The 16,755-nt window shown below is 70.4% G+C and carries 13 protein-coding genes; 12 read left to right on the top strand and 1 reads right to left on the bottom strand.

All coding sequences use genetic code 11. The annotated features are described in order from the left end of the window. Window positions 1–92: 92 nt before the first annotated feature. From OHB49_RS27575 to OHB49_RS27535, 9 genes are all read left to right on the top strand, one after another. Window positions 93–1,316: an ROK family transcriptional regulator gene (locus tag OHB49_RS27575; RefSeq protein WP_329163788.1), complete on the top strand. Its 1,224-nt coding sequence runs from the start codon at window positions 93–95 to the stop codon at window positions 1,314–1,316. 101 nt (window positions 1,317–1,417) lie between these two features. After that, the gene (locus OHB49_RS27570; RefSeq protein ID WP_329163786.1) at window positions 1,418–2,755 is read left to right on the top strand and encodes an ABC transporter substrate-binding protein; all 1,338 of its coding nucleotides are present in this window, start codon (window positions 1,418–1,420) and stop codon (window positions 2,753–2,755) included. 7 nt (window positions 2,756–2,762) lie between these two features. Continuing rightward, a complete protein-coding gene (locus tag OHB49_RS27565) occupies window positions 2,763–3,731 on the top strand; it encodes a carbohydrate ABC transporter permease (RefSeq protein WP_329163785.1) in 969 nt (322 codons plus the stop codon). 1 nt (window position 3,732) lies between these two features. Continuing rightward, window positions 3,733–4,635, top strand: coding sequence for a carbohydrate ABC transporter permease (locus OHB49_RS27560; protein ID WP_030921393.1), 903 nt, complete (start codon window positions 3,733–3,735; stop codon window positions 4,633–4,635). Window position 4,636: 1 nt separating this feature from the next. After that, window positions 4,637–5,902 (top strand): 6-phospho-beta-glucosidase, encoded by a 1,266-nt coding sequence (locus OHB49_RS27555; RefSeq protein WP_329163784.1) that lies wholly within the window; start codon window positions 4,637–4,639, stop codon window positions 5,900–5,902. Next, the gene (locus OHB49_RS27550) at window positions 5,893–6,876 is read left to right on the top strand and encodes an N-acetylglucosamine kinase (RefSeq protein ID WP_329163782.1); all 984 of its coding nucleotides are present in this window, start codon (window positions 5,893–5,895) and stop codon (window positions 6,874–6,876) included. Before OHB49_RS27555 ends, OHB49_RS27550 begins: the two co-directional genes overlap by 10 nt. A 325-nt stretch (window positions 6,877–7,201) precedes the next feature. Then, window positions 7,202–8,596 (top strand): hypothetical protein, encoded by a 1,395-nt coding sequence (locus OHB49_RS27545; RefSeq protein WP_030977203.1) that lies wholly within the window; start codon window positions 7,202–7,204, stop codon window positions 8,594–8,596. 11 nt (window positions 8,597–8,607) lie between these two features. After that, entirely contained in the window at window positions 8,608–9,639 is a 1,032-nt protein-coding gene (locus OHB49_RS27540) for a glutamate ABC transporter substrate-binding protein (protein ID WP_329163781.1), read from the top strand. A gap of 50 nt (window positions 9,640–9,689) precedes the next feature. Continuing rightward, complete coding sequence (locus OHB49_RS27535; RefSeq protein WP_329163780.1) at window positions 9,690–11,015, top strand: hypothetical protein; 1,326 nt, start codon at window positions 9,690–9,692, stop codon at window positions 11,013–11,015. Between the two features lie 105 nt (window positions 11,016–11,120). On the opposite strand, the gene OHB49_RS45865 is transcribed toward OHB49_RS27535, so the two are convergent. After that, on the bottom strand, window positions 11,121–11,435 hold the full coding sequence (locus OHB49_RS45865; RefSeq protein ID WP_420706703.1) for a hypothetical protein: 315 nt from the start codon (window positions 11,433–11,435) through the stop codon (window positions 11,121–11,123). On the opposite strand from OHB49_RS45865, the gene OHB49_RS27530 reads away from it, so the two are divergent. The 3 genes from OHB49_RS27530 (at window position 11,395) to OHB49_RS27520 (ending at window position 16,717) form a co-directional block, all read left to right on the top strand. Then, the gene (locus tag OHB49_RS27530) at window positions 11,395–13,836 is read left to right on the top strand and encodes a tetratricopeptide repeat protein (RefSeq protein ID WP_443079672.1); all 2,442 of its coding nucleotides are present in this window, start codon (window positions 11,395–11,397) and stop codon (window positions 13,834–13,836) included. The genes OHB49_RS45865 and OHB49_RS27530 overlap by 41 nt on opposite strands. A 2-nt stretch (window positions 13,837–13,838) precedes the next feature. Then, the gene (locus OHB49_RS27525) at window positions 13,839–15,272 is read left to right on the top strand and encodes a PP2C family serine/threonine-protein phosphatase (RefSeq protein WP_329163778.1); all 1,434 of its coding nucleotides are present in this window, start codon (window positions 13,839–13,841) and stop codon (window positions 15,270–15,272) included. 83 nt (window positions 15,273–15,355) lie between these two features. Continuing rightward, window positions 15,356–16,717 (top strand): vWA domain-containing protein, encoded by a 1,362-nt coding sequence (locus tag OHB49_RS27520; RefSeq protein WP_329163776.1) that lies wholly within the window; start codon window positions 15,356–15,358, stop codon window positions 16,715–16,717. Window positions 16,718–16,755 lie beyond the last annotated feature (38 nt).

The raw sequence follows: 16,755 nt of genomic DNA, 5'->3' as shown, positions 1-16,755 counted from the left end.
CCAGCGGAGCCCTGCCCATTGACGGGCTGGTGACGTGCGCCATACCGTCCTCTCACCGAATAGGAAAGTTTCCTAACAGAGGGCAGGTGCTCATGGCCGGAACAACACCGGGTACCCCCCGCGTCCTGCGGGCCATGAACGACCGGGCCGCCCTCGACCTGCTGCTGGAGCACGGCCCCCTCTCCCGGACCAGGATCGGCAAGCTGACGGGCCTCTCCAAGCCCACCGCCTCGCAGCTGCTGGCCCGACTGGAGGCGGCCGGTCTGGTCGTCGCCACCGGCACCGTCGCGGGACGCCCGGGACCCAACGCCCAGCTGTACGCGGTGAACGCCCGGGCTGCCCATGTCGCCGGACTCGATGTGAACGCCCAGCGGATCGTCGCCGCCGTCGCCGATGTGACCGGTGAGACGGTCGGTGAGTTCGAGCTGCGCACCCCCGGCCGGCGCGCCGACAGCGTGGTGCGGCAGGTGACCGAGGCGCTGGACGGCGCGGTCAAGGACGCCGGGCTCACCCGCGCCGAGGTGCACCGGGTGGTCATCGGCACACCGGGCGCCTTCGACCCCGGCACCGGACGGCTGCGGTACGCCTCCCACCTGCCCGGCTGGCATTCCCCCACACTGCTCGACGAGCTGGCCGCGTTCCTGCCGATGCCGGTCGAGTACGAGAACGATGTGAACCTCGTCGCCGTGGCCGAGCAGCGGCTCGGGGCGGCCCGTGGACACGACGACTTCGTCCTGCTGTGGAACGAGGAGGGGCTCGGCGCCGCCCTCGTCATCAACGGACGGCTGCACCGCGGCTTCACCGGCGGCGCCGGTGAGGTCGGCTTCCTGCCGGTGCCCGGCGCCCCGCTGGTCCGCCAGGTCACCAAGGCGAACTCGGGCGGCTTCCAGGAACTGGCGGGCGCGCAGGTACTGTCCCGGCTGGCCGGGCAGCTCGGCATAGACGACGAGCTGAGCCGCGCGGACGGCACCCACCATGAGGTCGCGGCCGGCCTGATCGCCCGGGCCGCCGAGGCCGCGGAGCGCGGCGAGGACGGCCCGTACCCCCGCCTCCTCGATCTGTTCGCCACCGGGCTCGCGACCGGACTGGCCTCCATGATCGCCGTACTCGACCCCGAACTCGTGGTGCTCTCCGGCGAGTTGATAACGGTCGGTGGCGAACCGTTGCGCGAGCGGGTGCAGGCGGAACTCGCCGAGCTGGCGGCCTCCCGGCCCCGGCTGATCACCGGCGCCGTGACCCAGCGGCCCGTACTGCGCGGAGCGCTGGAGAGCGCCCTCGCCACGACCCGTGACGAAGTCTTCGACACCTCACGCTGATCCCCTGCCGCGGCCGTCCGCACGCGGACCCGCACCTTCACAGACCCGCACGTTCGCAGTCCCAGCCTCTTCCCCGCCCCAACCCATCGGGAGACACTGCCATGTCCGGAAACCGCCGGAAGACGGCCGTCGCGCTCGCCGCGACCGCCGCGATATCCCTCTTCGCCTCTGCCTGTACCGGTCAGAGCAGCAACGGCGCCAGTGATGATCCGTCCAAGGAGACGACCATCAACTTCTGGCACGGCTGGAGTGCCCCGGGTGAGGTCAAGGCCATTCAGGCCACCGTCGACGCCTTCGAGAAGGCGCACCCGAACATCCATGTGAAGGTCGTCGGCAACATGACCGACGACAAGATCAACCAGGCTCTGCGGGCGGGCGGTTCGAAGGCCCCCGACGTGGTCTCCTCGTTCACCACGAACAATGTGGGCAAGTTCTGCTCGTCCAAGGCCTTCGTCGATCTGAACTCCTTCCTCAAGAAGGACGGGATCGACCCCGACAAGACGTTCCCGAAGGCGATGAACGAGTACACCCAGTACGACGGGGTGCGCTGCACGCTGCCGCTGCTCGGTGACGCGTACGGGCTGTACTACAACAAGGACGCGTTCAAGGCCGCCGGGATCACCGCTCCGCCGAAGACCTGGTCGGAACTGGCCGAGGACGCCAAGAAGCTGACGAAGAGCAAGGGCGACTCGTACGAGCAGCTCGGCTTCATGCCGAACTACCACGGCTACGAGTCGACGACCGAGCACTACCTCGGCGGCTGGAACCCGACGTACTTCGACGCAGACGGCAAGTCGAACATCGCCGAGGACCCGGCCTTCGCGTCCATGCTCACCACGCAGAAGAAGCTGGTCGACGACCTGGGCGGCTACGCGAAGCTGGAGAAGTACCGCACCTCGTTCGGTGACGAGTGGGGCGCCAAGCACCCGTTCCACACCGGCCAGGTGGCCATGCAGCTGGACGGTGAGTGGCGGCTCGGCATGGCCGAGGACACCAAGCCGAAGTTCGAGATCGGGGTGGCCCCGATGCCCGTCGCCGACGACGAGGCCGACACGTACGGCAAGGGCTACCTGACCGGCACCATCGCCGGTATCGCGTCCACCTCCACCCAGCAGAACGCGGCGTGGGAGCTGGTGAAGTTCATGACGACCGACACCGACGCGGTGGTCGCCTTCGCCAACGCCATTCACAATGTGCCGTCGACGATGGCAGCCCTGAAGTCGCCGAAGCTGAAGTACGACCCGCGGTTCAAGACCTTCCTGGACATCGCCGCGAACCCCGACAGCACCACCACCCCGCCCTCGGTGAACGGCGGCGCGTACCTGGTGTCCCTGCAGAACCTCGGATTCGACATCGAGAAGGGCAAGCAGACGGACATCAAGGCGGGTCTGGAGAAGACCGCCAAGGAGATCGACGCAGCCATCGCACAGGCGAAGTAGCACCGCGATGACCACGTACACACTCCGTTCGAAGCGCCGCACGGCGACCCTTGTCGCGAAGCGCAGAAAAGCGGCACTGCGGACGGCGGCCTTCATGTCGCCGTGGCTGATCGGGTTCTGCGTCTTCTTCGCCTACCCGCTGATCTCCACGCTCTATTTCTCCTTCACCCACTACGACGGTTTCGCAGCACCGGAGTTCAACGGGCTGAAGAACTGGTCGTACGTCTTCAACGACTACCCGCTGTTCTGGCCCGCCCTGCGCAACACCCTCTGGCTGGTCGTGGTGATGGTCAGCTGCCGGGTCGTCTTCGGTCTCGGCGTCGGCCTGCTGATCACCAGGATCAAGACGGGTACCGGTGTCTTCCGCACCCTGTTCTACCTGCCGTATCTGGCTCCGCCGGTCGCGGCGACCCTGGGCTTCGTCTTCCTGCTCAACCCGGGTACGGGGCCGGTCAATTCGATCCTCGGCGATCTGGGGCTGCCCACGCCGGGCTGGTTCACCGACGCCGCCTGGTCCAAGCCGGCCCTGACCGCGCTCGCGGTGTGGGGGGTGGGCGACCTGATGGTGATCTTCATGGCCGCGCTGCTCGACGTACCGAAGGAGCAGTACGAGGCGGCGGAGCTGGACGGGGCGACCTCGTTCCAGCGGTTCCGCTTCGTCACGCTGCCGAACATCTCGCCGATCGTGATGTTCGCCGTGGTCACCGGGATCATCCAGACGATGCAGTACTACACCCAGCCACTCGTGGCGGGGAAGGTCGCCTCGGGTGTGATGGGCGGATCAGGGCAGCAGTTCGAACCGGGCTATCCCGACAAGTCGACACTGACGCTTCCGCAGCTCGTCTACAACCTCGGCTTCCAGCGTTTCGACTACGGGTCCGCCTGTGTGGTCGCGCTCGTTCTGTTCGTACTCGCCATGGCGTTCACCGCACTGCTGATGCGGCGCCGCAGCGGGCTGATCCAGGCAGGTGAGTGACGTGGCGCAGGCTCTCGACACCTTCAAGGCCGCCGACCCGTCCGCCGGGCCGGTCACCCCGGCCGAGCGCGTCGCACGCCGCAAGGCGCTGCTGAACTGGATCGCCGTGCACACGCTCGGCGTCGCGGCCGCGCTCTTCTTCGTGCTGCCGTTCGTCTTCCTGTTCCTCACCTCGCTGATGAGCGACCAGCAGGCGCTGACCCGCGATCTGTGGCCGCACCCCTTCGAGTGGAGCAACTACCGGAGGGTGTTCGACACCCCGGGCTTCCTGACCTGGTGGAAGAACACCCTGCTGTACGCGGGGCTCGGCACCGTCCTCACGGTCGTGTCGTCGCTGCCCGTGGCCTACGCGCTCGCCAAATTCCGCTTCCGCGGCCGGCAGCTGTCGCTGATGCTCGTCATCTCGATGATGATGCTGCCGCCGCAGGTCGTCGTCATCCCGATGTACCTGTTCTGGGCGAAGCAGTTGGACATGTCCGGGACGCTCTGGCCGCTGATCATCCCGATGGCCTTCGGTGACGCGTTCTCCATCTTCCTGCTGAGGCAGTTCCTGCTGACCATCCCGAACGAGTACCTCGACGCGGCGAAGGTCGACGGCTGCGGCGAACTGCGCACCCTGCTGAAGGTCGTGGTGCCGATGGCCAGGCCGGGCATCGCCGCCGTCGCGCTGTTCCAGTTCTTCTACGCCTGGAACGACTACTTCGGGCCGCAGATCTACGCCTCCGAGAACCCGGCCGCCTGGACGCTCAGTTACGGACTGGAGTCCTTCAAGGGCGCACACCACACCGACTGGAACCTGACCATGGCCGCGACCGCACTGGTCATGGCCCCCGTGATCCTCGTCTTCTTCTTCGCTCAGAAGGCTTTCGTCGAGGGCGTCACACTGACCGGAGTGAAGGGCTGACATGAAGCTCGCAGTAGTTGGTGGCGGGTCCACCTACACACCTGAACTGATCGACGGCTTCGCCCGGCTGCGGGACACACTCCCCGTCGAGGAGCTGGTGCTCGTCGACCCGGCGGCCGACCGCCTCGAACTCGTCGGCGGCCTCGCCCGCCGGATCTTCGCCAAGCAGGGCCACCCGGGCCGCATCGTCACCACCTCGGACATCGACGCGGGCGTCGCCGACGCCGACGCGGTCCTGCTCCAGCTGCGCGTCGGCGGCCAGGCCGCCCGCAACCAGGACGAGACCTGGCCCCTGGAGTGCGGCTGCATCGGCCAGGAGACCACCGGAGCCGGCGGCCTCGCCAAAGCCCTGCGCACCGTCCCCGTCGTCCTCGACATCGCCGAACGCGTCCGCCGCACCAACCCCGACGCCTGGATCATCGACTTCACCAACCCGGTCGGCATCGTGACCCGGGCCCTGCTCCAAGCCGGCCACAAGGCCGTCGGCCTGTGCAACGTGGCGATCGGCTTCCAGCGCAAGTTCGCCGCACTGCTCGACGTCACCCCCGGCGAAGTGCACCTCGACCACGTCGGGCTCAACCACCTGACGTGGGAACTCGGGGTCCGGCTCGGCGGCCCGGACGGCGAGAACCTGCTGCCGAAGCTGCTCGCCGAGCACGGCGACACGATCGCCGACGATCTGCACATGCCCCGCGCGATCGTCGACCGGCTCGGCGTCGTCCCCTCCTACTACCTGCGGTACTTCTACGCACACGACGAGGTCGTACGCGAGCTCGGCACCAAGCCGTCCCGCGCGGCCGAGGTAGCCGCGATGGAGAAGGAACTCCTCGCCCTGTACGGCGACCCGGCACTGGACGAGAAGCCCGCGCTGCTCGCCAGACGCGGCGGCGCGTTCTACTCCGAGGCGGCCGTGGACCTGGCGTCCTCACTGCTGGGCTCCGGCGGCTCCGCGGTGCAGGTGGTCAACACCTACAACAAGGGGACGCTGCCGTTCCTGCCCGACGACGCCGTGATCGAGGTACAGGCCCGCGTCGACGGCACCGGCGCCACACCACTCGCCGTACCCGAGCTGGACCCGCTGTACGCCGGCCTGATCTCCCACGTGACGGCGTACGAGGACCTCGCCCTGGAAGCCGCCCTGCGCGGCGGCCGGGACCGGGTCTTCAAGGCACTCCTCGCCCACCCCCTGATCGGCCAGTTCGAGTACGCCGAGGCACTCACCGACAAGCTGATCGCACACAACCGGGAGCACCTCGCGTGGGCGTGAACGCCGCCGTCCTCGCCATCGACGCGGGGAACAGCAAGACCGATGTGGCACTGATCGGACCGGATGGAACGGTGCTGAGCACGGCGCGCGGGGGCGGTTTCCAGCCGCAGGCCGTCTCCGTCGCGGCGGCAGTGGACGTCCTCGGCGCGACGCTCGACGACGCGCTGGCGAAAGCGCGTGAGAGCGCCGGCCCCGTCGACTCCGTCGGCCATGTGTCGGCCTGTCTCGCCAATGCCGATCTCCCGGTCGAGGAACGGGAGTTGGCCGAGGCGCTGCGGGACCGTGGCTGGGGCGGCACGGTCGAGGTCCGCAATGACACCTTCGCGATCCTGCGCGCGGGTGTCGACGAGCCCCGGGGCGTGGCCGTCGTCTGCGGCGCGGGGATCAACTGTGTCGGCATGGTGCCGGACGGGCGGACCGCCCGCTTCCCCGCGATCGGCCGGATCTCCGGCGACTGGGGCGGCGGTTCGGGTCTCGCCGAGGAGGCCATGTGGTTCGCCTCGCGGTCCGAGGACGGGCGCGGGGAGCCGACGGAGCTGGCCCGCACACTCCCCGCCCACTTCGGGCTCGACTCGATGTACGCGCTGATCGAGGCGGTGCACCTGGGACACATCGAGCTCGAGCGCCGGCACGAGCTGACGCCGGTGCTGTTCGCGACCGGTGCCGCCGGGGACCCGGTGGCGCGTGCTCTGGTGCACCGGCTCGCGGAGGAGGTCGTCGCGATGGCGGCGGTCGCGCTGACCCGCCTCGGGCTGCTGGACGAGGAGGCACCGGTGGTGCTGGGCGGCAGCGTGCTGGCGGCCCGTCACCCGCAGTTGGACGACGCGATCGCCGAACTCCTCGCGGTACGCGCCCCGAAGGCGGTGATCCGGGTGGTGGCGGAGCCGCCGGTGCTGGGCGCCGGACTGCTGGGCCTGGACCGGACGGGGGCGGCGCCGGAGGTGCACAACCGGCTCCGTGCGCAGTACGGCTGACGCACCGGGAACATCGGGAACATCTCGAACGCGGACGGGCGTCCTGTGGCCATTGTGCTGCAGGACGCCCCTTGCGTACGGGAACCGATCAGTTGTCCCGAACGTGTTCATGGATGGGGAGATCGGTCCGCTTCGGGGACTGCTCCGCCGATCGTCTTGATCGACGGCGCCGTCCTTGATCGAATGCGTGTGCATCCGTGGCCCGGTGCAGGATCCAGGTGTTCCTGGTGTGGATGTCAGTCCCTGCGGCCATACTTCTGGCCGGGCACCAGTCCTCCGATCGGCCGGGGGGCGGGCCACCGTCAGCGACCGAGGGGGAGGTCACGTGACATACCCGCCGAATGTGCGCACGGCGCCGGAGCACGCGTCGGCCCAACCGCCCGCGCCCGTACCTGCGTCGGTACCCGCGCCGCGTCGCAGCGCCTGGTCCGGGTCGACGGCGCGGCTGAGGGCCGCGGCGACGACCGAACCGGGCAGGCTCCAGATCATCGGGGCCGCGCTGGCCGTACTCGTCATCGCGTTCGGGGCCGTGACGGCGTTCGAGATCTCCGGCCGGGCGGCCGCCACCGACGACGTGGTGAGCCGCAGCCAGCCACTGAGCGCCGAGGCGGCGAACATCTACCGTTCGCTGGCCGATGCGGACACTGCGGCGGCAAGCGGATTCCTCGCGGGGGCGCAGGAGCCGCGCGATGTCCACGAGCGGTACGAGAAGGACATCAAGGACGCTTCCAGGCTGCTCGTGAAGGCGGCGTCCACCACGGACGCGTCGTCGCCGTCGGGCCAGGAGATCACCAAGCTCAACGAAGAACTCCCCCGGTACACCGGCCTGATCGAGCGTGCCCGCGCCAACAACCGGCAGGGGCTGCCTCTGGGCGGCGCCTATCTCCGGTACGCGAACCAGAAGATGTCCACCGAGCTGCTGCCGGCCGCCGAGCGGCTGTACACGGCCGAGACCGGCCGGCTCGACCAGGACAACGACTCCGCGAGAGCGTGGCCGTTCCTCTCGCTGGGCCTCGGTGTCGTGGCGCTGGGTGCGCTGTTCTGGGCGCAGCGGCGCAACTACCGCAGGACGAACCGGGTCTTCAACCACGGGCTGCTCGCCGCAACCGCCGCGTCGACGGTGCTGCTGCTGTGGCTGGGCGTGGGGCACACGGTCGCGCGGTCCGAACTGCAGGACGCCAATGTGCACGGGCAGCAGTCCCTCGATGTGCTCAATCACGCGCGGATCAACTCACTGAAGGCGCGCGCCAATGAGAACCTCACCCTCGTCGCCCGCGGCGCCGTGCTGACGGCGGACGGCAAGAACGACAAGTACCAGACCGACTACACCACGGGCATGAAGGCCCTCCGCGAAGAGCTGGGGACGGCCAGGAAGCTCGCCGACGACTCCCAGGGGAGCGGGCCGGTGGCGGATGCCATCAGCGGTGTCTCCGAGTGGCAGGGCCGCCACCGGACCGCCCGCACGACCGACGACAACGGCGACTACGAGGGCGCCCTGAAGCAGATCATCGGGCCCAGGAACTCCACGGGGGAGTCCTTCAACCGGGTGGACGAGGCGCTGGAGAAGGCACTCGCCCATGAGCAGGGCGAGTTCACCCGGGCCGCCGAGGACGGGCGCGGGGCGCTGGGCGGGCTGCCGATCGGGGCGGCGGCTCTCGCCGTACTGGCCGCGGTCGCCGCGATCGTCGGGGTCAACCGCAGACTGTCGGAGTACCGGTGAGAGGGGGAACGATGACCAGGACCATTTCCACCCGGGGCAGGCTGCGCGGCTGGGGCGGGGTGACGGGGATGGCCGTGGCCTGCGCGGTCACGGCGTCGCTCACCCTGCTGCCGCTCTCGCACGGCGGCTCCGGGCCGTTCGGCATCGGTGTCTCCGGGCCGGGTACGGCCACGGCGGTGCCGGCCAGCGCCGACGACTGCACGGACCCGGAGGCGAGCCTGCAGCCGTCGAGCGACGACGGGCCGGGCATCGAGAAGATCAAGGAGCGCGGGAAGCTGATCGCCGGCGTCGACCAGAACAGCTTCCGCTGGGGCTACCGCAACCCGGAGACCGGGAAGCTCGAAGGGTTCGACATCGATCTGGTGCGGGCCATCGCACAGAACATCCTGGGCGACCCGGACAAGGTGATCTTCCGTGCCATCCCCACCAACCAGCGCATCGCCGCCCTGGAGAACGACAAGGTCGACGTCGTCGTCCGGACGATGACGATCAACTGCAGCCGACTGGACCAGGTCTCGTTCTCCACGGCCTACTTCCAGGCCGGTCAGCAGGTCCTCGCGCCGAAGGACTCGCCGATCACGGGGTACGACAAGTCCCTGGCCGGCAAGCGGGTCTGCACCGCGGAGGGTTCCACCGCGTACGAGGCACTGGAGAAGCAGTCGTTCGGCGCCAAGTTCAAGGACCTGCACGACGGCACCGAGGCGGACGAGGACCAGCTCACCGTCCCCAACCAGTTGGACTGCCTGGTCCGGCTGCAGTTGGGCGAGGTCGACGCGGTGGTCACCGACAACGCGCTGGCGGCGGGCCAGGCCGCCCAGGACCCGGCCGTCGTCCTCAAGGGCGACAAGCCGTTCACCACCGAGTACTACGGCGTGGCCACGAAGCACGGAGCGGACGACCTGGTGGCCCGGGTCAATCAGGTGCTGGTCGACTACCGCAAGGGGGGCGAGGACAGCCCCTGGATGGTGTCGTACCGGAAGTGGCTGGCGAGCGGACTGCCCGGGATATCGGCGCCGCCTGCGCCCAAGTACCGGAGCAACTAGTCCTTGATCCTGCCGGGCCCGGCCCGGCAGGGAGAGCAGAGAGGTGATCGATGGGCGTCGCGGGCCCCTTCCCCGGCTATGCGGGGAAGCCCCCCGGCCCGGTCCTGGACCGGGACGAGGCGGACCGTGCGCTGGCCCGGCTCGGTGCGGAGCACGAGGCGATCGAGACCTCGCTCCTCGCCCTGCAGGACCATGCCGGCCGCCGGCTCCTGGAGGGCGCCGACCTGACCGGTGTCACCAAGGAGCGCTGGGCCACCACCGAGCAGTCGATCACGCTGCTGTGGGGGTATTTCGACGCCTACGCCGCAGCGATCGAGCAGGCCCGTGAGATCCGGGCCAGGCGGCGCTCCCCCAACCATGACGACCTGCTGGCGCTGACCGAACTGCTGCGCGGCCAGAGCGTCACGATGGCGTCCACCGCCACCCGGGCCGACCCGTCCATCACCGGCCCGGCCAAGCTCTCCGAGCGGTTCTCGCTCGAGGAGCTGGTCGCCCGGATGAACGATCTGTACGCACGCTCGCTGGACATGGTCGTCGCCTCCGACTCCGTCTGGTCCGCGCTGCCCGCCCGGATAGATCTGCTCGCCGCCGAGCTGCGCCGTACGCGTTCGCTTGCGCACTCCGTCGGCGTACGGCCCGGAGAGCATCCGGCGGGCGACGACCTGGAGTCGATCACCCATGAGCTGACCACTCTGCGGGTGCAGGTGATCTCCGATCCGCTGGCGTTCTGGCTGCCGGGCCCCGGCAGCGCGGCGCCCGGCGGCGGCCGTCCGGACACCGCGCGCTACGACCGGGCGGCCCGTGCCCTGGACGACGTGCGTCGCGAGATCGAGGCGGTCCTTGCGGTCCGGCAGGACGCCGAGCAGCGCCTCGTCCAGTTGCGCGACGTGCTCTCCCGCGCGGACCGCACGCTGGCCGAGGCCCGCTCGGCGCGCGGCGAGGTGCTGGCGAAGATCGCCGCCTCCGAGGTGCCCGCGGTCAGTGGCCCGCCGACGGCCCTCCAGGAGCGGCTGGCCGCCGCGTCGGAGTACCGCAGGCACGCCCAGTGGCACCGGCTCTCACCGCTGCTGGAGTCTCTGGAGCGGGAGGCCGAGGACGAACTGCTGCGCGCCCGCGAGTCGCTGACCGCGGTCACCGCGCCGCTGGCGGTCCGGGCGGAGTTGCGCGGCCGGCTGGACGCGTACAAGGCGAAGGTCGCCCGGCACGGCCTGGCGGAGGACCCGGTACTGATCGAGCGGTACGACGCGGCGCGCCGCATGCTGTGGAGCGCGCCGTGCGATCTGCGGGTCGCCGCGCAGGCGGTGCTGCGGTACCAGGAGGCGGTGGCGGAGCTGCTGAACCCGCGCCGGCCGTTCGCACCGGAGGACCGCCGATGAGCAGGCGTACGAGTACGGGCAGGGCGAACGGGCCGCTGCTGCGGCGGGGCGAACAGGGGGACAGACCATGAGTACGCAGTGCCAGCGCCCCTCGTGCGAGGGCAATTACGAGGACATGGGCGGCGGTGAGCTGTACTGCGACACCTGCGGTCTGGCTCCGGTCGTCTCGCCGACGGGGATGTTGAGCTCGCCGCCCACCGGCATCGCGGCCGGCGGTGCGAGCGGCAAGGGCAGCAACAGCAGCTCGGCGCGGAGCGGTTCGCGGGCGTCGTCCCGGGCCTCCGCGCGCTCCTCGGCCCGCTCGTCGACCTCGCGGCGTTCGGTGTCGGGGCGGCTGTCGCGCTCCCTGTCGGGCAGCGCCACGTCCCGCTCGGTGTCGGTGCGCTCCTCCGGTACGTCGACGGGGGCGTCCGGGCGCAACCGGCTGGGAGCGGGTCTGGTGCAGGTGCCGGACGTGCCGCGCCCCGACCCGCGCTCAGCGGTGATGGAGAACCCGGAGGTGCCGGAGCGGAAACGGTTCTGTTCGCGCTCCGACTGCGGGGCCCCGGTGGGCCGGTCCCGTGGTGAACGGCCGGGCCGGACCGAGGGGTTCTGCACCAAGTGCGGCCACCCGTACTCCTTCGTACCGAAGCTGCACGGCGGCGACATCGTGCACGGCCAGTACGAGGTGGCGGGCTGTCTGGCGCACGGCGGGCTCGGCTGGGTCTATCTCGCGGTGGACCGTGCGGTCTCGGACCGTTGGGTGGTCCTCAAGGGCCTGCTGGACACCGGCGACCAGGACGCGATGGCGGCCGCGATCTCGGAGCGCCGCTTCCTCGCCGAGATCGAGCACTCCAACATCGTCCGGATCTACAACTTCGTCGAGCATCTCGACCAGCGCACCGGCTCGCTCGACGGCTACATCGTGATGGAGTACGTCGGCGGCAAGGCGCTCAAGGAGATCGCGAACGAGCGCCGTACCCCCTCCGGGAAGCGGGATCCGCTGCCGGTCGAGCAGGCCTGCGCCTACGGCATCGAGGCGCTGGAGGCGCTCGGCCATCTGCACAGCCGCAACCTGCTGTACTGCGACTTCAAGGTCGACAACGCGATCCAGACCGAGGACCAGCTCAAGCTGATCGACATGGGTGCGGTGCGCAGGATGGACGACGAGGAGTCGGCCATCTACGGCACGGTGGGCTATCAGGCGCCGGAGGTCGCGGAGGTCGGCCCGTCGGTCGCCTCCGACCTGTACACGGTCGCGCGGACGCTCGCGGTGCTCACCTTCGACTTCCAGGGCTACACGAACGTCTTCGTGGACTCGCTGCCGGACCCGGACAACATCGAGGTGTTCCGGACGTACGAGTCGTTCTACCGGCTGCTGGTGCGGGCCACGGATCCGGATCCGGCGAGACGGTTCGCCTCGGCATCGGAGATGGCCGAGCAGCTGACGGGGGTGTTGCGGGAGGTCGTGGCGCTGCAGACGGGGCGGCCGCGACCGGCGCTCTCGACGCTGTTCGGCACGGAACTACGGGTCACGGACACGCAGTTGTTCGCCGAGCTGACGGACGATGTCTCGCGGCTCGGGGTACGGACGGAGCCGACCGGGCGGCGCAGGGGGAGGGACCGGAGTCCGGTTGCGGCGTTCGGCGGGGTTCCGGTGGCCCCGCCGGCGACGGTCGGGCATGTGGCGCCCGGTGCGTCGCCGTTCGTTCCCGGGCAGTCGGCTCAGGGGGCCGCACCGCTGCCGGCGTCCGCCACGCACGTACGGGGCGGCAACGGCACCCCTGCCCCGTACGCACAGACGCAGGCGGCCATTCCGGCGCCCCGGGTCGCTCCCGCACCGGTCGTCCCCGGCGCGCTGCCGGGGACCTCCGCTCCGGGCGTGCCACGGCTGGCCGGGCTCGACGCGCGGGCCACCTCGCTCGCGCTGCCCGTACCGCGGGTGGACGCGAGCGACCCCAATGCGGGCTTCCTCGCCGGACTGATGGCATCCGCACCCGCCGAACTGATTGCCGCATTGCAGGCCGTACCCGCCGCCTCGCTGGAGACCAGACTTCGGGAACTGCGCGCCCGCCTGGAGATGAACGAACTGGGCGCCGCCGGGCAGACCTTGACCGGTCTGGAGGCGCAGTACCCGGACGACTGGCGGGTCGTCTGGTACCGCGGGATCGCCTCGCTGGTGACGGGTGACAACGAGACCGCCGCGCTGTCGTTCGACGCGGTCTACGACGCGTTCCCCGGTGAGCCCGCTCCCAAGCTGGCGCTGGGCATCTGTGCGGAGGTCCTCGGCCAGCTGGACAACGCCGCCGAGTACTACCGCCTGGTGTGGACGACGGACCCGAGCTTCGTCAGCGCCGCGTTCGGCCTGGCCCGGGTGCAGATGGCGGCCGGGGACCGGGCCGGGGCCGTACGGACGCTGGAGTCCGTGCCCGAGGCCTCGATCCACTACACGGCCGCCCGGGTCGCCGCCGTACGGGCCCGGCTGCGTGAACGGGCCCCGCACGAGCCGCTGATCGCCGATCTGACGGCCGCCGCCGACCAGGTGTCCGGGCTGCAGAGTTTCGGACTGGACGCGGTGCGCCGTGAGCAGTTGTCGACCGAGGTGCTGGGGACGGCGCTGGACTGGGTACTCTCCGGAAGCCCCATGGACCGGCCGGACTCCCCGCAGTACCGAGCTCCTGCCGGACCGAGGATGCTGCTCGGCAGCGAGGTGGACGAACGCGGGCTGCGTTTCGGTCTTGAGCGTTCGTACCGGATGCTCGCCCGGCTTGCGCAGCGTGGCGACGAGAGGATCGAACTGGTGGAGCGGGCCAACCGCTTCCGCCCCCGGACGTGGGTGTGAAGATGTCGCAGATGCACCAGGAGACCGCCTTGTCGAGGTGTCCGAACTGCGAGGAGCCGCTGGAATCGGGCGACCTGTTCTGCGGTGCGTGCGGGTACGACCTGTCGGTCGTACCGGCGCCGCCGGAGGACCACCCGACGATCGCGATGGCCGCGCCCGTGGAGGGCGGTGCGCCGGGAGGCACGGCGGCCTCCGGGCCGGGCGCGCCCACCGCGGCGACTTCGGGTTCGGTCGAGTGGTCGGCCGGCCCCGTGACCGGCCGGTCCGAGCCGCCCGCGCCGGGCGGTGCACCGGTTCATGCTCCCGCAGGGGTCCGCTTCGACCGTCCGAACGCCTCGGGCGCGGGGCTGAGCTCCGACTCGGGCTCCGGTTCAGGCGCCGCCTCGGTCTCCGGCCCGGGCTCCGGCTCAGGTGACTTCGAGCTGGCGGCTCCCGTCGCCCCCGACCCCCGTACCTCCGCGGGCGCCGCCTTCCCGGAGCCGGCCCTCACCCCGCCGGACGGCACCAAGCTGTGCGTCGCCTGCCGCGCCGGTCATGTCGACCCCGACGGCTACTGCGAGAACTGCGGTCACGCCCAGCCCCGCGAGCGCGACCACATGGAGCAGGAGCTCGGTTCGGTGGCCGCCGTCAGCGACCGGGGGCTGCGCCATCACCGCAACGAGGACTCGTTCGCGGTGTCGACGACCGCCCTGCCGGACGGCTCACCGGCCGTCGTCGCGATCGTCTGCGACGGCGTCTCCTCCGCGAGCCGCCCCGACGAGGCCTCCGCCGCCGCCGCGATCGCCGCCAACGAGTCGCTGCTGGAGTCGCTGCCGCGCGGCGCCCACCCGCAGCAGGCGATGCACGAGGCGATCGTCGCCGCCGCCGAGTCGGTCAACTCGCTGGCCCACGACGACGGCCGGGCCCAGGAGCACGATCCGCACCACCATCAGAACGCCCCGGCCTGCACGCTGGTCGGCGCGGTCATGGCGGGCGGCCTGCTGGTCGTCGGCTGGGTCGGCGACAGCCGCGTCTACTGGGTGCCGGACGACCGCACCACCCCGCCCGCCCGGCTCACCGAGGACGACTCCTGGGCCGCGCAGATGGTGGCGACGGGCCTGATGAACGAGGCCGAGGCGTACGCGGACGAACGCGCCCACGCCATCACGGGCTGGCTCGGCGCCGATGCGTACGAACTGGAGCCGCACACCGCTTCGTTCAAACCGGACCGGCCGGGTCTGGTGGTGGTGTGCACGGACGGGCTGTGGAACTACGCGGAGTCGGCCGCCGAAATGGCCGCCGTCGTCCCCCCGGACGCGCACGAACGACCGCTGCACGGAGCCCAGGTGCTGGTGGGTCACGCGCTCGACGGTGGGGGCCACGACAACGTAACAGTGGCTCTGCTGCCGTTCGCCGTACCTCCGCAAGGGGCAGGATCGGCCTACAGCACCGCTTGAGTCCTGTTGAGTCCGGTTCCGTCCCGTCCGCTCGCGCACTGCGACCTTTGCCAGCTCTGCCACCTTCGCCAGGAGCCGATCAGATGGCCAACTTCTCCAAGTCCCACGTGCCGCAGTTCTCCGTCGAGGTGTACCAGAACGAATATCTGCCGGAGGGCGGCCGCGACGTCAACGCGATCGTCACGGTCACGTCGACCGGTGGCGGCACCACCGGTGGCGTCCCGCTGACCGGTGCGACCGCCTCGCCCGTCCATGTGCCGGGGCGGGGGCCGAACGCCGCCGTGGTGATCATGGTGGACTGTTCCGGTTCGATGGACTATCCGCCGACGAAGATGCGCAACGCCCGCGACGCGACGGCCGCGGCCATCGACACCCTGCGCGACGGTACGTCGTTCGCCGTGGTCGGCGGTACGCACGTCGCCAAAGAGGTCTACCCGGGCAACGGCCGCCTCGCCACCGCCGACGCACAGACCAGGGCCCAGGCGAAGGAGGCACTTCGTCGGCTCAGTGCGGGCGGCGGTACGGCGATCGGCACCTGGCTGCGGCTGGCCGACCGGCTGCTCGGCGCCGCCGATGTGGACATCCGGCACGGGATCCTGCTCACCGACGGCCGCAACGAGCACGAGTCGCCCCAGGACCTGGCGGACGCGCTCGAGGCGTGCGCGGGCCGTTTCACCTGTGACGCGCGCGGCGTCGGCACCGACTGGGAGGTGAAAGAAGTCACAGCCATAGCCTCCGCGCTGCTCGGAACCGTGGACATCGTCGCCGATCCGGCGGGGCTCGCCGCGGACTTCACGCAGATGATGGAGAACGCGATGGGCAAGGAGGTCGCGGACGTGGCGCTGCGGCTCTGGACGCCCGTCGGAGTCGAGATCAAGTTCGTGAAGCAGGTCGCGCCGACGGTCGCCGATCTGACCGACCGCCGCACCGAGGTGGGCCCGCGCGCCGGGGACTACCCGACCGGGTCCTGGGGCGACGAGTCCCGCGACTACCACGTGTGTGTACAGGTGCCGGAGGCCGGGATCGGGCAGGAAATGCTCGCGGCCCGCGTCTCGTTGATCCTCCCCGACCCGTCGGGGACGGCGGCTCCGCAGACGCTTTCGCACGGGTTGGTGCGGGCGGTGTGGACCGACGACATGGTGGCGTCCACCTCGATCAATCCGCAGGTCGCGCACTACACGGGCCAGGCGGAACTGGCGCAAGTCATCCAACAGGGGCTCGATGCGCGCAAGTCGGGAGATTTCGACGGAGCGACGGCGAAATTGGGCCGCGCGGTGCAGCTGGCATCGGCCTCCGGGAACGCTGACACTGCGAAACTGCTTTCGAAGGTGGTGGACGTCGTGGACGCGGCGACAGGTACTGTGCGACTGAAGGCGAAGGTGGCGGAGGCCGACGAGATGACCCTCGAAACGCGCTCCACCAAGACCGTCCGCGTGAAGAAGTGACCTGATGGCCGACCGGCAGCCGGCCGGCTCTGCGACCT

The sequence above is a fragment of the Streptomyces sp. NBC_01717 genome (assembly GCF_036248255.1).
In the GTDB taxonomy this organism is placed as follows: Bacteria; Actinomycetota; Actinomycetes; order Streptomycetales; family Streptomycetaceae; genus Streptomyces.
This window is presented reverse-complemented; position numbering and strand designations above follow the sequence as displayed.

Bases quoted from the DNA above. Each gene is read 5' to 3' on its own strand.
- OHB49_RS27575 (WP_329163788.1), top strand. From the start codon at position 93: ATGGCCGGAACAACACCGGGTACCCCCCGCGTCCTGCGGGCCATGAAC.
- OHB49_RS27570 (WP_329163786.1), top strand. From the start codon at position 1,418: ATGTCCGGAAACCGCCGGAAGACGGCCGTCGCGCTCGCCGCGACCGCC.
- OHB49_RS27565 (WP_329163785.1), top strand. From the start codon at position 2,763: ATGACCACGTACACACTCCGTTCGAAGCGCCGCACGGCGACCCTTGTC.
- OHB49_RS27555 (WP_329163784.1), top strand. From the start codon at position 4,637: ATGAAGCTCGCAGTAGTTGGTGGCGGGTCCACCTACACACCTGAACTG.
- OHB49_RS27540 (WP_329163781.1), top strand. From the start codon at position 8,608: ATGACCAGGACCATTTCCACCCGGGGCAGGCTGCGCGGCTGGGGCGGG.
- OHB49_RS27535 (WP_329163780.1), top strand. From the start codon at position 9,690: ATGGGCGTCGCGGGCCCCTTCCCCGGCTATGCGGGGAAGCCCCCCGGC.
- OHB49_RS27525 (WP_329163778.1), top strand. From the start codon at position 13,839: ATGTCGCAGATGCACCAGGAGACCGCCTTGTCGAGGTGTCCGAACTGC.
- OHB49_RS27520 (WP_329163776.1), top strand. From the start codon at position 15,356: ATGGCCAACTTCTCCAAGTCCCACGTGCCGCAGTTCTCCGTCGAGGTG.